Here is a 15865-nt window from a genome sequence, read left to right on the forward strand (position 1 = left end):
AGGCTGCACCTGCCGGACCTTGTTCGGAACGGGACGCCGTCATTGCCGCCGAAGCGATGCCGGGAACGGCCGATACGCCACCGAGAGGCGCGGCATGGCGGCGCGCCGCCACTCACTGCGCCAGCAGCGCCACGCGCCTGAGCGCCGCGCGCGTTTGCGCCACCAATTGCTCGACCACCGCGCCGGCCGGTTGCAGGCTCTCGATCAAGCCCGCGCTCTGGCCGGCCTCGACCTTGCCGCCTTGCACGTCGCCGTCGAAGGCGGCCTGCTTCAAGGAACTGCCGGCGAACATCGTCTCCAGCATGGCCGGGTCGCCGTCGCGTTCTGCCGCGAGATAGTCGCGGGCGAACGCGTTGCGCAGCATGCGCACCGGCGAGCGGCCACGGCCCACCAGCGTGGTGTCGGCCACGCCGGCCGCCAGCACCGCCGCCTTGTAGGCATCGCAGACGCCGGCCTCGGGGGTCAGCAGGAAGCGGGTTCCCAGTTGCGCGCCCGCCGCGCCCAGGCACAGCGCGGCTGCGATGCCGGCGCCGTCGGCGATGCCGCCGGCCGCCACCACCGGCACCGACACGCGCCGCACGACGGCACGCAGCAGCACCTGCAGGCCGATTTCATCGGGGCCGGGATGGCCGCCGGCTTCCAGCCCGACCGCGATCACCGCATCCACGCCGGCCGCTTCGGCCTTGACGGCATGCTCGGGGCTGGCGATCACCTGCAGCCATTTGGCGCCGGCCTGGCGCGCCCGGCCGATGTGCTTCTGCGGTCCGCCCTGCGACGCGATGATGACCGGCACGCCTTCGGCCAGCACGATGTCCATGTGTTCCTGCGCGCGCTTGTTGTAGAGCGGGATATTGACCGCGAAAGGCGCGTCGGTGCCGGCGCGGACTTCGCGGATGGCGGCCAGCAGCGCCTCGGGGTACATGGGGCCGGCGGCGATCACGCCGAGTCCGCCGGCGCGCGACACGGCCAGCGCCAGCGCCGCGTTCGACGAGGCCCAGCTCATGCCGCCCTGGATGATCGGATAACGCGTGCCCAGCAGGCGGGTCAACGGGGTTTGCAGAGTCATGGCTTGGTCTGAGGGGAGAAAGTCCCATTCTGGAATATATGGTTGATAAAATCAACTATATTCCGGGGGCGGCGCGTACCGCCGGCGCGGCGCACGCACGGTCGGGCCACCGATGCCGCGGCCGGACTGGGGCCGTGATACGCGAGCCGCCGACGCGGGTATTGCCGGCCGCGTCCGGTTATTTGTTTATGATGTGCGCGTCTGGCCGTCCGCCCGACCGTCCCGAGGAGGGGGCGCCCGCCGTCATCAATAAGAACAACCATGTCCAGCACTACCGATACCCGTTACGTCCGCACCCTCATCCTGGGTACCCTGGTGGTGCTGCTGGCCATGGGCGTGCGCGCTACCTTCGGCCTGTTCATGCAGCCGATGGGCCTGGCTCATGGCTGGGGCCGCGAGGTGTTTTCCATGGCCTTCGCGTTACAGAACCTGGTCTGGGGCGTAGCCTGCATTTTCATGGGCATCCTGGCCGACCGCTATGGTTCCGGCCGCACCATCGCGCTGGGCGCGGTGCTGTACATGCTGGGCATGATCGGCACGCGTTTTGCCACCGACGAAACCACGCTGTACCTGAGCGCCGGCCTGCTGGTCGGCCTGGGTCAGGCCGGCACGACCTTCCCGGTGATCCTGCCGGTGGTGGCGCGCGCCGTGCCGCCCGCCTATCGCAGCACCGCCATGGGCATCGCCAGCGCCGGCGGTTCGCTCGGCCAGTTCGCCGTGGTGCCGACCGGCCAGGTGCTGATCACCGGCCTGGACTGGCCGGGCGCGCTGTGGGTACTGTCGCTGTTCGTGGCCTGCGCCGCGCCGCTGGCCTATTACCTGCGGGGTCGCCCGCAGGCGCATGGCGGGCCGCAGCAATCGCTGGCGGCGGCGGTGCGCCAGGCGGTGCGGCATCCTTCGTTCCACTTCCTGTTCTGGAGCTATTTCGTCTGTGGCTTCCACACCGCGTTCATCACGCTGCACCTGCCGGCCTATGTCACCGACGGTGGCCTGACGCCGGGACAGGGCGCCACCGCGATCGCACTGATCGGGCTGTTCAACGTGCTGGGCTCGTTCTACGCCGGCAAGCTTGGCGGCAAGTACAGCAAGAAGCGACTGCTCGCGGTGGTCTACGGCATGCGCGCCTTCGGCATCCTGTTGCTGCTGTGGCTGCCGCTGTCGGCGTGGGTGCTGTATGCGTTCGCGGCCTGGATGGGCCTGTTCTGGCTGGGCACCGTGCCCTTGACGCAGGGGCTGATCGGCCAGATCTACGGCCTGCGCTACGCCGCGACCCTGTCCGGCATTGTGTTCCTGGGGCACCAGGTCGGCAGCTTCATCGGGGTCTGGCTGGGCGGCTATGCCTATGCCAGGACCGGCAACTACGATCTGGTGTGGTGGCTGGGCGTGGCGTTGGCGGTGGCCGCGGCGTTGCTGTGCCTGCCGGTGCGCGAACAGCCGTTGGCGCAGCCGGCCGCTGCCTGACATGCCGCCGCCCGTCATGCGCGCCACGCCTTGCGCCCCCGCCGCGCGCCGCCATCGCGGCTGGCGGCTGCTGGGCTGGGCGGCGCTGGCGCTGGTGCTGGGCCTGGCCTTCTGGGGCTACACCACGCCCGACATGCAGATCCACTGGGAAAACCTGGCCTCGCTGTGCGGTTTTTAGCCACGCCGCCGGCGCGGGCTCGCGGTATCCTACGGCGTTGAATGACTCTTCGCCTTGCCATGCAGGACGCGCCGCTTTCCTACCCTGATCTCAGCCTGTCCGACCTCGGCGCCATGCCCGCCGCCGATCTGTTGGTGCTGACGGTCAACAACCGCCTGTCGCGCCGGCTCACGCTCGAGCTGGCCGGCCTGTTGCGCCAGGAACGCCAGGTCAGCGAATTGCCCCGCATCTTGCCGCTGTCCGCGTGGCTGGTCGAGTCCGCCAACGAACTGGCGTTCGACGACGGCCAGGACGTGCCGGCCTATCGCCTCGACAGCTTCGCCACCCAGTTGGTCTGGACCGAAGCCATCCGCGCCGAAGAAGCCGAACGCGTGCTGCTCGACGCCAGCCAGGCCGCCCGCCTGGCGATGGACGCCGACCTGCTGATGGACGAATGGACATTGCAGGTGCCGTCCGGCGCCGATACCGATGAATACCGCGGTTTTGCCCGCTGGCGCCAGCGCTACCGCAAGGCCCTGGCCGCCATCGACGCCGAGGACGCCAACCAGGGCTACGCGCGGGTCTTGCGGGCGCTCGAAGACGGCCGCCTGGCTATTCCCGGCCACCTGGCGCTGGCCGGCTTCACCGACCTGTCGCCACGTTTCCAGCGCCTGTTGCGCGCCTTCGAAGCGCAGGGTTGCCGGATCGCGCAATGGCGCGATGCGCAACGCGCGCCGGCTACGCCGCGGCGCTTCGAAGCGCCCGACCAGGGCGCGCAGTGGCGCGCGGCGGCCGAATGGGCCGCGGGCCAGCTTGCTGCGCATCCCACCGGCCGCTATGCCATCGTCTCGCCGCAACTCGAGGCCGAGTCGCCGTTCGCGCGCCGTATCCTGAGCCAGGCCCTGGCGGGCCGCGATGGCGCGCCGGCGTTCGCCTTCAACGTGGCGGTTGGCCGTCCGCTGGACGAATGGCCGCTGGCGCGCGCCGCGCTGGCCTGGTTGCGCGCGTTGGCCGAATGCGCGGCGGGCAAGGGCTGTGGCGTCGAGGTATTGGGCGCGGCATTGCTGGCGGGGCACTGCGCCGGCGATGTCAGCGAGCGGGCGCGCCTGGCCGCCATCGATGCGCGCTGGCGGCGGCGCGGCCAGATCCACCTCGGCGCGGCCGAGTGGCGCAAGCAACTGGCGGCGGTGCCCGCGTTGGCGCAGGCCTGGGAGCAGGCCATGGACATCTGGACACGCGGCGGCGCCCGCGCCGCCTGCGACGTCTGGATGCTGCGCATGAAAGCGGCGCTGACGGCGCTGGGGTTTCCCGGCGAGGGCGTGCTGGACAGTGTCGGCTACCAGGTGCTGGGGGCGCTGGGCGAGGCCCTGGGCAGCTTCTCCGCGCTGGCGCCGGCCGCCGGCAAGCTGGGCGGCGTGGCGGCGGTCAATCTGCTGCGGAGCGTGGCGCGCTCGGCCTCGTTCCAGCCGCAGCGCGATCCGCTGGCGCGGCTCGATGTGCTGGGCCTGCTCGAGGCCGAGGGCGGCTTCTGGGATGGCATCTGGATACTGGGCCTGACCGACGACGTGCTGCCGGCCTCGCCCAAACCGAATCCACTGCTGCCGCTGGCCGTGCTGCGCCAGGCCAAGGCGCCACGCGCCACGCCCGAGCGCGAGCGCGAATGGGCCGAGGGCATCTACGCGGCGTTGTGCCGCTGCGCGCCGCAGGTGATCGTCAGCCACGCGCACATGGATGGCGAACGCGAACTGCGGCCCTCGCCGCTGATCGCCGCGGCGGTTCTGACCGACTGGCGGCCGGCCCCGCTTGCCGCCGTCGCCGCCTTGCCGCAGGAGTCGCTGGACGATACGCGCGGGCCGCCCCTGGCGGCCGATGATCGTGGCGGCGGCGGCCTGGACGTCCTCGATACCCAGGCGCGCAACCCATTGTGGGCCTTTGTGCGGCATCGGTTGGGCGGGCGCGAGCTGGCGCCCTATGCTGACGCGGCCACCGTCAACGTGCGCGGGCAGTTTCTGCACAAGGCGCTCGAATTGGTGTGGGGCATGCTGCCCGACCAGGAGGCCCTGCACGCCACGCTGGCCGGCGGCCGTCTGCCGGCGCTGCTTGAGCAGGCGGTGGCGCAGGCGGCGGACGAGGAACTCACGCAATACGCGCCGGCCCTCAAGGCGCTGGAATGCGCGCGGGCTCGCGCGGTGCTGGCGTCATGGCTCGACCTCGAAGCGCGGCGCCTGCCATTCGCCGTGGCGCAGGTCGAGAAAAACCACCAATGGCGCCATGGCGCGCTGCACCTGAAACTGCGGCTGGACCGCATCGACACGCTGGCCGATGGCCGCAGTGTCATCGTCGACTACAAGACCGGCGTGGCCGCCGCCAAGCCCGAGCCGGATTGGTCGCGCAGCCGCCCCGTCAACGTGCAGTTGCCGTTCTACGCCTCCGTGCTGGCCGACGCGGCCGGCGGCGAGGTCGCCGGCCTGGTGCTGGCCCAGATCCACGCGCGCCAGGTGGCCGCGCAAGGGCTGGCCGACGCAGACCTGGGCCTGGAGGGCGTGACGCTGGCCGCCGAGAGCAAATATTTCGACGGTCTCTCCTGGCCCGAGATCCGCCAGCGCTGGCGCGCCGCGATCGAATCGCTGGCCGATGAATACGTGGCGGGCCATGCCGCCAATGTCGCCTACCGGCGCGATGACCTGAAATACTGCGATGCGCTGCCGTTCCTGCGCTTGCACCTGGACGATGAGGACGCCTGAACCATGGCCGAAGTCGAACGCCAGCCCCGGGACCACGCCGCGCGCGCGGCCGCGCTGGATCCCGCGCGCTCGTTCCTGGTACAGGCGCCCGCCGGCTCCGGCAAGACCGAGCTGCTGACCGACCGCATCCTGGCATTGCTGGCCACGGTCAACCGGCCCGAGGAAATCGTCGCCATCACCTTTACCCGCAAGGCTGCCTCCGAGATGCACGCGCGCGTGCTGAGCAAGTTGCGGCGCGGCCTGGAGGCGCCGCCCCAGGCCGCGCACGAACGGCGCAGTTGGGAACTGGCGCGCGCCGCGCTGGCGCGCAATGACGCGCAGCAGTGGCATCTGCTGGAACACCCGGCGCGCCTGGCCATTCGCACCATCGACTCCTTCTGCGCCGGCCTGGTGCGCAGCATGCCGTGGCTGTCCGAGCTGGGCGGCATGCCCGAGATCACCGATGACGCGCGCGCGCACTACGAAGCCGCGGCCCGCGCCACGCTCGACCTGGCGGACGATTACGATGCGGTGCGCATCCTGCTGCAGCACATGGATGTGGATGTGCAGGCCGCCAAGGACGCCATCGCCGACATGCTGGGCCAGCGCGACCAGTGGCTGCCGCTGCTGCGCCACGGTTCCGACCGCGAGGCATTGGAACAGACGCTGGCCGAAGCCATCGGCGAAGACCTGGACGGCCTGTGCCAGGCCATGCCCCGGGGCTGGGCCGACGCGCTGTGCGGCCCGGCGCGTCTGGCCGCGGCGCAATTGCGGGACGGCGGCGAAGACGACCGGCTGGCGGCACTGCTCGACTGGACCGATGAGCTGCCGCCCGACGCCGAGGCGCTGGACCAGTGGCGCGCCGTCGCGCATCTGCTGCTGACCGGCGCCGGTTCCCTGCGCAAGACCGTCACCAAGACCCTGGGTTTTCCGGCCAAGTGCGCGCACAAGGAACCCTTCGTCGCCTGGCTCGAAAGCGCGGACGGCGACGCGCCCTGGGTGCGGCGCCTGGCCGCCGTGCGCGACATGCCCGCGCCGCAATTGAGCGATGCCCAGTGGGAAGTGCTGGGCGCGCAGTTGATGACGCTGGCGCTGGCGGTGGCGCAACTGCGGCTGCGCTTCGCGGATACCGGCGAGGTCGACTTCATCGAGATCTCGCAGCGCGCGGCCGCGGCGCTGGGCAGCGCCGACGACCCCGGCGAACTGCTGCTCAAGCTGGACGCATCCATCCGCCATCTGCTGATCGACGAATTCCAGGACACCAGCCAGACGCAGCTCGACCTGCTGCGCACGCTGACCTCGGGCTGGCAGGCGGGCGACGGCCGCAGCCTGTTCCTGGTGGGCGATCCGATGCAATCGATCTACCGTTTCCGCAAGGCGGAAGTGGGCCTGTTCCTGGAGGTTGCGGAGCAGGGCGTGGGCGAACTGCAACCGGCGTTTCTCAACCTGACCGACAATTTCCGCTCGCAGGCGGGCATCGTCGAATGGGTCAACCAGTCGTTCGCGCAACTGCTGCCCAAGCGTAGCGATGCCAGCGCGGGCGCGATCAAGTACAGCCCCTCCAGCGCCTTCCACGAGGCGCTGCCCGGCGCGGCCGTGCGTTTCCATCCCGCCTGGTCGCGCGCCGGCGCCGCCGCGGCCGAGGAACAGGCCGAGGACATCGCGGTCGGCCTGGTGCGGCAGGCGCTGGCCGAGCACGCGGGCAGCAAGCACCCGGTCGCGATCCTGGTGCGGGCCCGCAGCCACCTGGGCAACCTGACGCGGCGGCTGGCGCAGGAAGGCATCCGCTGCCGCGCCGTGGATCTGGTGCCGCTGGCGTTGCGGCCGGTGGTGGCGGACCTGGTGCAACTGGTGCGGGCGCTGTCCCATCCGGGCGATCGGTTGGCGTGGCTGTCGGTGCTGCGGGCGCCGTTCTGCGGCCTCACGCTGGCGTCGCTGCAGCGCCTGTTCGGCGCCGACCACGTGACGCCGGTGCCGGTGCTGCTGGAGCGCTTGTTGCGTCCGGCGCCGGTGAAGGCAGCGCCCGTGGTCGCTGCGCCGGCGGCGCGCCAGGGATCATTGTTCGACGACGCCGAGAATCCGGCGCAAGGAGCCTTGTCCGACGATGCGGCGCCCGAGGTATCGGGGGGCGATCCGGCGTTGACGCCGGCCGCGGCGAGCGATGTGGACGTCCCGCGCTCGGCCGAGGCCTTGCTGCATCCCGACGAATACGCGCGCCTGCGGCAGGTGGCGGCGATATTGCTGGACCCGCGCAACGCCTCGGGCGCCATGCCGTTCGCGGCCTGGGTCGAAGCGCTCTGGCGCCGCTTGGGCGGCCCCGGGCTCTACAGCGGCCCGTCGGTGGCCAACGATGCCGAAAGCCTGTTCCAACTGGTCGAACGCCTGGCGCCGCACGGCGCCATCGACCCGGCCGCGCTGGACGCCGGCATCGCGCGCCTGTTCGCGGCGCCCGACGCGGCCGACGAAGAGGCCGCCGTCGAGGTCATGACCATGCACAAGTCCAAGGGCCTGCAATTCGAAACGGTGATTCTCTATGGCCTGCACCGCGCGCCGCGCGGCGACCAGCCACCGCTGGTGCGCTTCGAGCAAAGCGCTGGCCGGGTGCTGTTCGGCCCGGTCAAGCCCCGCGCCGAAACCGAGGCCGATCCGGTGTCGCGTTACCTCGGCGCGCGCGAGGCGCGCCGCGCCGCCTACGAAATCGATCGCCTGCTGTACGTCGCCGCCACCCGCGCCCGCAAGCGCCTGCACCTGGTTGGCCACGTCGCCCTTGACGAAGCCACCGGCCAGCCCAAGACGCCGCCTTCCGCCAGCTTGCTGGGCCGCCTCTGGCCGTGCCTGGAAACGCCCGTGCCACCCGCCACGGACGGCGACCCCGCCGCTCCCCGTGACGATGGCCCCGAATGGCAAGGCGAGCCGCTGCGCCGGGTGCACCGGGACGGCCTGACACAACTGGCGCGCCAGGCCGATGTCAGCATCAGCCCCGGCTTCGCCGCGGCCGCGCGCGGCGCCTGGGGCGACAGCGCCGAGCATCCCGCCTGGCAACTCGAATCCGGCTACGACGCCGCCATCGGCACCCTGGCCCACGCCTGGCTGGCCCGTATCGGCCACGACGGCGTCTCCGCCTGGCCGGTCGGCGCCCTGGCCCAACGCCTGCCCGCGATACGCCGCCAACTGACCCGCGCCGGCATCCCCGCCAGCCAGGCCGACGCTGCCGCCGAAGCCGTCCTCGACACCCTCCAATCGACCCTGGCCGACGAGCGTGGCCTCTGGCTCCTGTCCCAATCCGGCGCCCGCCGCGAGTGGCCCCTCATCGACGCCGCCGGCAAAGTCTCCGTTATCGACCTGGCCCTCAGCACCGAAGACGGCTGGCTCATCGTCGACTACAAGACCGGCCGTCCGCAACCCAACGAGTCCCCCGCCGCCTTCGCCCAACGCATGCGCCAACGCCACGGCGACCAACTCCTGCGCTACTGCGCCCAAGTCACCGCCCTGGACGGCCGCAAGGCCCGCGCCGCCCTCTACTTCCCCCGCGCCCAAGCCTGGATCGACCTATAAAAAACAGCAGCCCCCACCAAAGCAAAGCGAAGCAAGCCGTCAAGACAAGGCAAAGCGAAGCGAGCCGTCAAGACAAGCGAAGCAACGTCTTCCCTCCCTCCCCCTCGGGGGGAGGGCCGGGGAGGGGGCGCACATACAGCCCCCCGGGGCCCGCCAAGCAAGAGGCTAGCCGAGCGAGCAACGCGAAGCTCTGCTAGAATCTTGCTTGGCGGGCCCCTTCGCATGGTTCGACGGTGAACCTGGTCAGGTCGGGAACGAAGCAGCCATAGTCGTTTAGGGTCAGTGCCGGAGTAAGGCTCGCCAACCGGTTTCTCAAAGGGGACGGGGTTGTTTTCCAAGGGGGATTCCCCCGGAAGATGATTCCGTCCCTTTTGCATTTCGCGCCAGCAATCGCATAGGCTCTTGCAAAGGCTCTACAATCCCGCCATGACTTATCTGGTACTGGCCCGCAAGTGGCGGCCGCGATCGTTCGAAACCCTCGTGGGACAGGATCACGTGGTGCGCGCGCTGACGCATGCGCTCGACACCCAGCGCCTGCACCACGCCTGGTTGTTCACCGGCACCCGCGGCGTCGGCAAGACCACGCTGTCGCGCATCCTGGCCAAATCGCTCAACTGCGAAACCGGCATCACCTCCAAGCCCTGCGGCGTCTGCCGCGCCTGCACCGAGATCGATGCCGGCCGTTTCGTCGACTACCTCGAACTGGACGCCGCCTCCAATCGTGGCGTCGAGGAAATGACCCAGTTGCTGGAGCAGGCCGTCTACGCGCCGGGCGCGGGCCGCTTCAAGGTCTACATGATCGACGAAGTGCACATGCTCACCGGGCACGCGTTCAACGCGATGCTCAAGACGCTGGAAGAGCCGCCGCCGCACGTCAAATTCATCCTCGCCACCACCGACCCGCAGAAGATCCCGGTCACGGTGCTGTCGCGCTGCCTGCAATTCAATCTGAAGCAGATGCCGGCCGACTCCATCGTGGGCCACCTGCAGGCGGTGCTGGGCGAAGAGCAGGTCGGCTTCGAAGTGCCGGCCCTGCGCCTGATCGGGCAGGCCGCGTCGGGCTCCATGCGCGATGCGCTGTCGCTGACCGACCAGGCCATCGCCTATAGCGCCGGCAACCTGACCGAGGACGCCGTGCGCGGCATGCTCGGCACCATCGACCAGCGCCACCTGGTGCGCCTGCTGGACGCGCTGTCCAGCGGCGATGCCAAGGGCGTGCTGGCGGTGGCCGACGAACTGGCCACGCGCGGCCTGTCGTATGCCGGCGCGCTGGCCGATCTGGCCGTGCTGCTCTCGCGCGTCGCCATCGAGCAGCGGGTGTCGGGCGTGATGCCGGCCGAGGATCCGCTGGCGGCCGACATCGCCCGTCTGGCGCAGACCCTGCATCCCGACGCGGTGCAGTTGTTCTATTCGGTGGCGGTGCACAGCCGGGGTGAACTGACCCTGGCGCCGGACGAGTACGCCGGTTTCATCATGGCCTGCCTGCGCATGCTGGCGCTCAACGGTGACGCCGGTCCGCAGACCGCGATCGAGGCGCCCGCCACGCCGGCGCGCCAGACGGCCGAGCCCGCCGCGCAGCCGCCGCAAGCGGCGCCGGTCGCCGCCGCGCCGGTGGCGCCACGGGCCGCGCCGGCCGCGCAAGCGGTTGCTCCCGCGCCGCCCCCGGCCGCCCCCGCGCCGTCCGCCCCCGCTAGCGCACCGCAAGCGAACGCCGCGCCGGCCCCGGCCGCCGCGCCCGCCGCCGTGCCGCCCGCGCCGGTGGCCGCCACGCCCGTCGCCACGCCCGCAGCGGTCCAGCCGGCCGCCCAATCCGCCGCCGCCAGCGTGCCGCCTTGGGAAGATGCCCCCGCTGCCGCGGGTTCGGCTCCGGCCGCTGGCGAAGCCTCAATTCGGCCGTCGACGCCCGCCGCGGATACCGCCGCCACCGTCGAGGATGCGCCCGCCACGGACGCCCCCGTCGCTGCCCCGACAGCCGCCAAGTCGGCCCCGCTGGCCTTGACACCCGCTGCTGCCGCGGTCGCGCCGGCCGCGGAAGACGACGGCCCGCCGTCGTGGGTCGACGAGGAAATCCCGTTCGAGGCCGAAGGCGGTTTCGTCCCGGACGGCGGCTTCACGTCGGATCCCGACGACGATTTCGAAACCCTGGCCAGCGCGCCATCGGCCGCGCCCGCGCCGTCGGCGGCGCCCGTGCGGCGCGAAGGCGCCGCGCCGGCGCGCAAGCGCCAGTCGCGCGCGCGCCTGGCCGACATGACTCCCGCCGCCTGGCCCGAGCTGGCCGCGCGCCTGCCGGTCACCGGCCTGGCCGCCGAGCTGGCGCGCCAGAGCGAATGGGCCGGCGTGCAGGGCGACGCCATCATCCTGCGCGTGGCGGTCAAGACGCTGGCCGAAAGCGAAAGCCGCGTGCGCCTGCAGACGGTGCTGTGCGAACACTTCGGCCAGGGCATCCGGCTGGACGTGGACGTTGGCGCGGTCGGTGAAGCCACCGCCCACGCCGTGGCCCAGGCCGAGCGCGCGGCGCGCCAGCAGGCCGCCGAGGACGCGGTCGCCGTCGATCCCTTCGTGCAGGCGCTGGTGGCCGACTTCGGCGCCCATGTCGTGGCCGGTTCGATCCGCCACGTCGATTCCCCTTCCGCCGCCGCGTAACGCGCCGGCAATCCCCACATTCCCTCGTTCAAGGAAGCACCATCATGATGAAAGGACAACTGGCCGGCCTGATGCGCCAGGCGCAGCAGATGCAGGAAAACATGAAGAAGGCGCAGGACGCGCTGGCCGAGATCCAGGTCGAAGGCGCCTCCGGCGGCGGCCTGGTCAAGGTCACCATGACCTGCCGCCACGACGTCAAGCGCGTCGAGATCGATCCGTCGCTGCTGGCCGACGACAAGGACATGCTGGAAGACCTGGTCGCCGCCGCTTTCAACGACGCGCTGCGCAAGGCCGAAGCCACCTCGCAGGAAAAGATGGCGTCCGTCACCGCCGGCATGCCGCTGCCCCCGGGCATGAAGCTGCCGTTCTGATTGCACGTCCCGGCCGCGGCCGCTTCCGGCGGCGCGGCCTTTGCCGCCCGCAAGTTTTCGCCGTGTCATGGATCCTCTACTGCCCGAACCCGAACCGCTGGTCTCGCTGATCGAGGCGCTGCGGCGCCTGCCCGGCGTGGGCGTGCGTTCCGCGCGGCGCATGGCCTATCACCTGTTGCAGCACGACCCCCAGGGCGCCGACATGCTCGGCCGCGCGCTGGCCGGGGCGGTGCGCGACCTGCGCCATTGCTCGCGTTGCAACAGCTTCGCCGAAGAGGACGTGTGCGCCACCTGCGCCAATCCCAAGCGCGATCCCTCCCTGTTGTGCATCGTCGAGACGCCGGCCGACCAGAACATGATCGAGTCCAGCCACGGCTATCGCGGCCTGTATTACGTGCTGATGGGCCGCGTGGCGCCGCTGGAAGGCATCGGCCCGCGCGAGCTGGATTTCGACCGCGTCATCCGCCGCGCCACCGACGGCGTGGTGCAGGAGGTCATCCTGGCCACCAACTTCACCGCCGAAGGCGAGACCACCGCGCATTTCCTGGGCGAGGCCCTGGGCGAGCGCGGCCTGCGGGTCACGCGCCTGGCGCGCGGCGTGCCGGCCGGCAGCGAACTCGAATACGTTGACGCCGGCACCATCGCCTGGGCGCTGATGGAGCGCAAGACCACCTGATACGCATCCACGATAGTCCGCCGGCAATGTACCGGCGGGCATTGGAAGAATGGCCAGCCCACGCGGCGCGGCCTCCACGAGAGGAAGACAACCGCCATGTCAGCCCTGACCGGCCTGAAGGTCCTGGAACTCGGCACGCTCATCGCCGGCCCGTTCGCCGCGCGCATCTTCGGCGAATTCGGCGCCGACGTCATCAAGGTGGAAACGCCGCACGGCCCCGACGGCACCGGTGGGGGCGACCCCATCCGCAGCTGGCGCCATTTGCACGAAGGCAATTCGTTGTGGTGGACGGTGCAGGCCCGCAACAAGCAATCCATCGCCCTCAACTTGAAGCACCCCGAGGCCCGCGAGATCGCCCGCAGGCTGGCGCTGGACGCCGACGTGGTGGTCGAGAACTACCGCCCCGGCGTGCTGGAGAAGTGGGGCCTGGGCTATGAACAACTGCGCGCCATCAATCCCGCGCTGATCATGGTGCGTTTGTCCGGCTATGGCCAGACCGGCCCGATGAAAGACCAGCCCGGCTTCGGCGCCATCGGCGAATCCATGGGCGGCCTGCGCTACGTATCGGGCCATCCCGACCGGCCGCCGCTGCGGGTCGGCATTTCGATCGGCGATTCGATCGCCGCGCTGCATGGCGTGATCGGCGCCATGATGGCGCTGCGCCACCGCGACGCCACCGGCGGCCGCTGGAACGGCGTGCAGGGCGAGGGCTGCCAGGCGGGGCAAGGCCAGATGGTCGATGTGGCGCTGTACGAGGCCGTGTTCAACATGATGGAGAGCCTGGTGCCCGAGTACGACGTGGCCGGCGTGGTGCGCGAGCGCACCGGCGGCGCGCTGCCCGGCATCGTGCCGTCCAACACCTATACGACGCGCGATGGCCAGAACATCGTCATCGCCGGCAATGGCGATGCGATCTTCCACCGCCTGATGCGGGCCATCGGCCGCGACGATCTGGCCTCGGACCCCGAGCTGGTGCGCAACGATGGCCGCGCCCGGCGAGTCGCCGAGATCGACGGCGCCATCCAGCAATGGTGCGACGGCCGTGGCATCGAAGAGGCGCTCAACACCCTGAAGGCGGCCGACGTGCCGGTCGGCAAGATCTACAGCGTGGCCGACATGTTCAGCGATCCGCAGTTCCTGGCGCGCCGCATGATCGAGCAGCATCACTTCGCCGATGGCAGCCCGGTCAAGTTGCCGGCGGTGGTGCCCAAGCTCTCGGAAACCCCGGGCGGCACGCGCTGGGTCGGCCCCTCATTAGGGGAACATACCGAGGAAGTCCTGAAATCGCTGGGGTATGATTCAGCGGCTATCGACAAGCTGGCGCAGACCGGCGCTATCGGTATCCCCGATCCCAAGGAGACAATACATGTCAGTCACACGCCGTGATTTGCTCAAGATGGCCGGCGCCGCCGGCGTCATGGGCATGGCCCCCGCCATCGTGCGCGCTCAGAAGCTGGAAAAGACCAAGGTTCAGATCGCCGTGGGCGGCAAGCCCCTGATCTACTACCTGCCGTTGTCCATCGCCGAGGCGCGCGGTTATTTCAAGGACGAGGGCCTGGACGTCTCCATCGCCGACTTCGCCGGCGGTTCCAAGGCCTTGCAGGCGGTGGTCGGCGGCAGCGCCGACGTGGTTTCGGGCGCCTTCGAACACACCCTGTCGATGCAATCCAAGGGCCAGGCCTACCGCGCCTTCGTGCTGCAGGGCCGCGCGCCGATGATCGGCGTGGGCGTATCCAAGAAGAACCTGCCCAATTACAAGGGCCCCGCCGACCTCAAGGGCAAGAAGATCGGCGTGACCGCGCCGGGTTCGTCCACCAACATGGTGGTCAGCTTCTTCCTGGCCAAGCACGGCCTGAAGGCCTCGGACGTCTCCATCATCGGCGTGGGCGCCGGCGCCGGCGCGGTGACCGCGCTGCGCAGCGGCCAGATCGACGCCATCTCCAACACCGACCCGGTGGTGTCGATGCTCGAGATGCCGGGCGACATCCAGATCATCGTCGACACCCGCACGCTCAAGGACACCCAGGACATCTTCGGCGGCAACATGCCGGCCGGCTGCCTGTACGCGCCGCAGGCATTCATCGACGCCAATCCCAACACCGTGCAGGCGCTGACCAACGCCATGGTGCGGGCCGACAAGTGGATCCAGAAGGCCGGCCCCGACGAGATCGCCAAGGTCGTGCCCGAGACCTACCTGCTGGGCGACCCGGCGGTGTACAAGGCCGCCATCGGCAAGAGCCTGGAAGGTCTGTCGCCCGACGGCATGATCCCCGAGGATGGCGCCGCCACCGCGCTCAAGGCGCTGGCCGCCTACCAGGCGGACTTCGACGGCGCCAAGATCGATCCGTCCAAGGTCTGGACCAACGACTTCGCCCGCCGCGCCAACGAGAAATACCCCAATGGCTGACGCTGCGCTATCGCTGGAAAACATCAGCTGCACCTTTGTCTCCCGCGACGATCGCTCGCAGCGCTACACCGCCGTCAGCGACACCAGCCTGGCCATCGCGCCGGGCGAGTTCGTGTCGGTGGTGGGCCCGACGGGCTGCGGCAAATCCACCCTGCTCAACGTCAGCGCCGGCCTGCTGGCGCCGTCGTCGGGGCGGGTGTTGGTGTTTGGCCAGCCGCTGGCGGGCATCAATGCGCGCGCCGGCTACATGTTTCAGGGCGAGGCGCTGCTGCCCTGGCGCAGCGCGCTCGACAACGTGGTGGCCGGGCTCGACTTCGCCGGCGTGCCGCGCGACGAAGCGCTCGAGCGTGGCCGCGACTGGATGCGCCGCGTCGGCCTGAGCGGCTTCGAAAGCCGCTATCCGCACCAGATGTCGGGCGGCATGCGCAAGCGCGCCATGCTGGCGCAGACGCTGATCCGCGATCCCGACATCATCCTGATGGACGAGCCGTTCTCGGCGCTCGACATCCAGACGCGCCAGCTGATGGAAAACGAGGTGTTGGACCTGTGGATGGCCAAGCGCAAGGCGGTGCTGTTCATCACCCATGACCTGGACGAAGCCATCGCCATGAGCGACCGCGTGGTGGTGCTGTCGGCCGGGCCGGGCACGCATCCCATCGGCGAGTTCGCCATCGACCTGCCGCGTCCGCGCGACGTGGCCGAAGTGCGCAACAACCCGCGCTTCGTCGAACTGCACGCGGCCATCTGGGCCGTGCTGCGCGAGGAAGTGCTCAAGGGCTATGCCCAACAACAGAAGCGGGCCTGAG

11 protein-coding genes and 1 other RNA gene are annotated in these 15865 nt (G+C 70.4%); 11 read left to right on the forward strand and 1 reads right to left on the reverse strand.

Going from position 1 to position 15865, the window contains the following annotated elements; translation table 11 throughout:
* Positions 1–112 precede the first annotated feature (112 nt).
* Positions 113–1066, reverse strand: a complete 954-nt coding sequence (locus ACN6O8_RS23315; protein ID WP_427993354.1) for an NAD(P)H-dependent flavin oxidoreductase — start codon at positions 1064–1066, stop codon at positions 113–115.
* Positions 1067–1327: 261 nt separating this feature from the next.
* Between ACN6O8_RS23315 and ACN6O8_RS23320 the strand changes: the two genes are divergently transcribed.
* The 11 genes from ACN6O8_RS23320 to ACN6O8_RS23370 all read left to right on the forward strand — a co-directional run bounded on the left by ACN6O8_RS23320 (position 1328) and on the right by ACN6O8_RS23370 (position 15864).
* Entirely contained in the window at positions 1328–2527 is a 1200-nt protein-coding gene (locus tag ACN6O8_RS23320; RefSeq protein ID WP_427993355.1) for an MFS transporter, read from the forward strand.
* Between the two features lies 1 nt (position 2528).
* A complete protein-coding gene (locus ACN6O8_RS23325) occupies positions 2529–2705 on the forward strand; it encodes a hypothetical protein (RefSeq protein ID WP_427993356.1) in 177 nt (58 codons plus the stop codon).
* Positions 2706–2764: 59 nt separating this feature from the next.
* Positions 2765–5428 (forward strand): PD-(D/E)XK nuclease family protein, encoded by a 2664-nt coding sequence (locus ACN6O8_RS23330; protein WP_427993402.1) that lies wholly within the window; start codon positions 2765–2767, stop codon positions 5426–5428.
* 3 nt (positions 5429–5431) lie between these two features.
* A complete protein-coding gene (locus tag ACN6O8_RS23335; protein ID WP_427993357.1) occupies positions 5432–8962 on the forward strand; it encodes a UvrD-helicase domain-containing protein in 3531 nt (1176 codons plus the stop codon).
* Between the two features lie 207 nt (positions 8963–9169).
* An RNA gene (gene ffs / locus ACN6O8_RS23340) (signal recognition particle sRNA small type) lies at positions 9170–9267 on the forward strand.
* A 121-nt stretch (positions 9268–9388) separates the two neighbouring features.
* Positions 9389–11605, forward strand: coding sequence for a DNA polymerase III subunit gamma/tau (locus ACN6O8_RS23345; RefSeq protein WP_427993358.1), 2217 nt, complete (start codon positions 9389–9391; stop codon positions 11603–11605).
* Positions 11606–11649: 44 nt separating this feature from the next.
* The gene (locus ACN6O8_RS23350) at positions 11650–11976 is read left to right on the forward strand and encodes a YbaB/EbfC family nucleoid-associated protein (protein WP_006385500.1); all 327 of its coding nucleotides are present in this window, start codon (positions 11650–11652) and stop codon (positions 11974–11976) included.
* A 67-nt stretch (positions 11977–12043) separates the two neighbouring features.
* Positions 12044–12652, forward strand: coding sequence for a recombination mediator RecR (gene recR, locus ACN6O8_RS23355; RefSeq protein WP_006385499.1), 609 nt, complete (start codon positions 12044–12046; stop codon positions 12650–12652).
* 96 nt (positions 12653–12748) lie between these two features.
* Positions 12749–14038, forward strand: coding sequence for a CaiB/BaiF CoA transferase family protein (locus ACN6O8_RS23360; protein WP_427993359.1), 1290 nt, complete (start codon positions 12749–12751; stop codon positions 14036–14038).
* A complete protein-coding gene (locus tag ACN6O8_RS23365; protein ID WP_427993360.1) occupies positions 14019–15059 on the forward strand; it encodes an ABC transporter substrate-binding protein in 1041 nt (346 codons plus the stop codon). The genes ACN6O8_RS23360 and ACN6O8_RS23365 overlap by 20 nt, the downstream gene beginning before the upstream one ends.
* The gene (locus ACN6O8_RS23370; protein WP_427993361.1) at positions 15052–15864 is read left to right on the forward strand and encodes an ABC transporter ATP-binding protein; all 813 of its coding nucleotides are present in this window, start codon (positions 15052–15054) and stop codon (positions 15862–15864) included. Before ACN6O8_RS23365 ends, ACN6O8_RS23370 begins: the two co-directional genes overlap by 8 nt.
* The last annotated feature ends 1 nt before the right edge of the window (position 15865 follow it).

Source organism: Achromobacter sp. (assembly GCF_050285565.1).
GTDB lineage: Bacteria > Pseudomonadota > Gammaproteobacteria > Burkholderiales > Burkholderiaceae_B > Achromobacter.

Excerpts from the sequence above, each read along its gene's own strand:
- ACN6O8_RS23315 (WP_427993354.1), bottom strand. The coding sequence starts at position 1,066 with ATGACTCTGCAAACCCCGTTGACCCGCCTGCTGGGCACGCGTTATCCG.
- ACN6O8_RS23370 (WP_427993361.1), top strand. The coding sequence starts at position 15,052 with ATGGCTGACGCTGCGCTATCGCTGGAAAACATCAGCTGCACCTTTGTC.
- recR (WP_006385499.1), top strand. The coding sequence starts at position 12,044 with ATGGATCCTCTACTGCCCGAACCCGAACCGCTGGTCTCGCTGATCGAG.
- ACN6O8_RS23330 (WP_427993402.1), top strand. The coding sequence starts at position 2,765 with ATGCAGGACGCGCCGCTTTCCTACCCTGATCTCAGCCTGTCCGACCTC.
- ACN6O8_RS23320 (WP_427993355.1), top strand. The coding sequence starts at position 1,328 with ATGTCCAGCACTACCGATACCCGTTACGTCCGCACCCTCATCCTGGGT.
- ACN6O8_RS23335 (WP_427993357.1), top strand. The coding sequence starts at position 5,432 with ATGGCCGAAGTCGAACGCCAGCCCCGGGACCACGCCGCGCGCGCGGCC.
- ACN6O8_RS23345 (WP_427993358.1), top strand. The coding sequence starts at position 9,389 with ATGACTTATCTGGTACTGGCCCGCAAGTGGCGGCCGCGATCGTTCGAA.
- ACN6O8_RS23360 (WP_427993359.1), top strand. The coding sequence starts at position 12,749 with ATGTCAGCCCTGACCGGCCTGAAGGTCCTGGAACTCGGCACGCTCATC.
- ACN6O8_RS23350 (WP_006385500.1), top strand. The coding sequence starts at position 11,650 with ATGATGAAAGGACAACTGGCCGGCCTGATGCGCCAGGCGCAGCAGATG.
- ACN6O8_RS23365 (WP_427993360.1), top strand. The coding sequence starts at position 14,019 with ATGTCAGTCACACGCCGTGATTTGCTCAAGATGGCCGGCGCCGCCGGC.
- ACN6O8_RS23325 (WP_427993356.1), top strand. The coding sequence starts at position 2,529 with ATGCCGCCGCCCGTCATGCGCGCCACGCCTTGCGCCCCCGCCGCGCGC.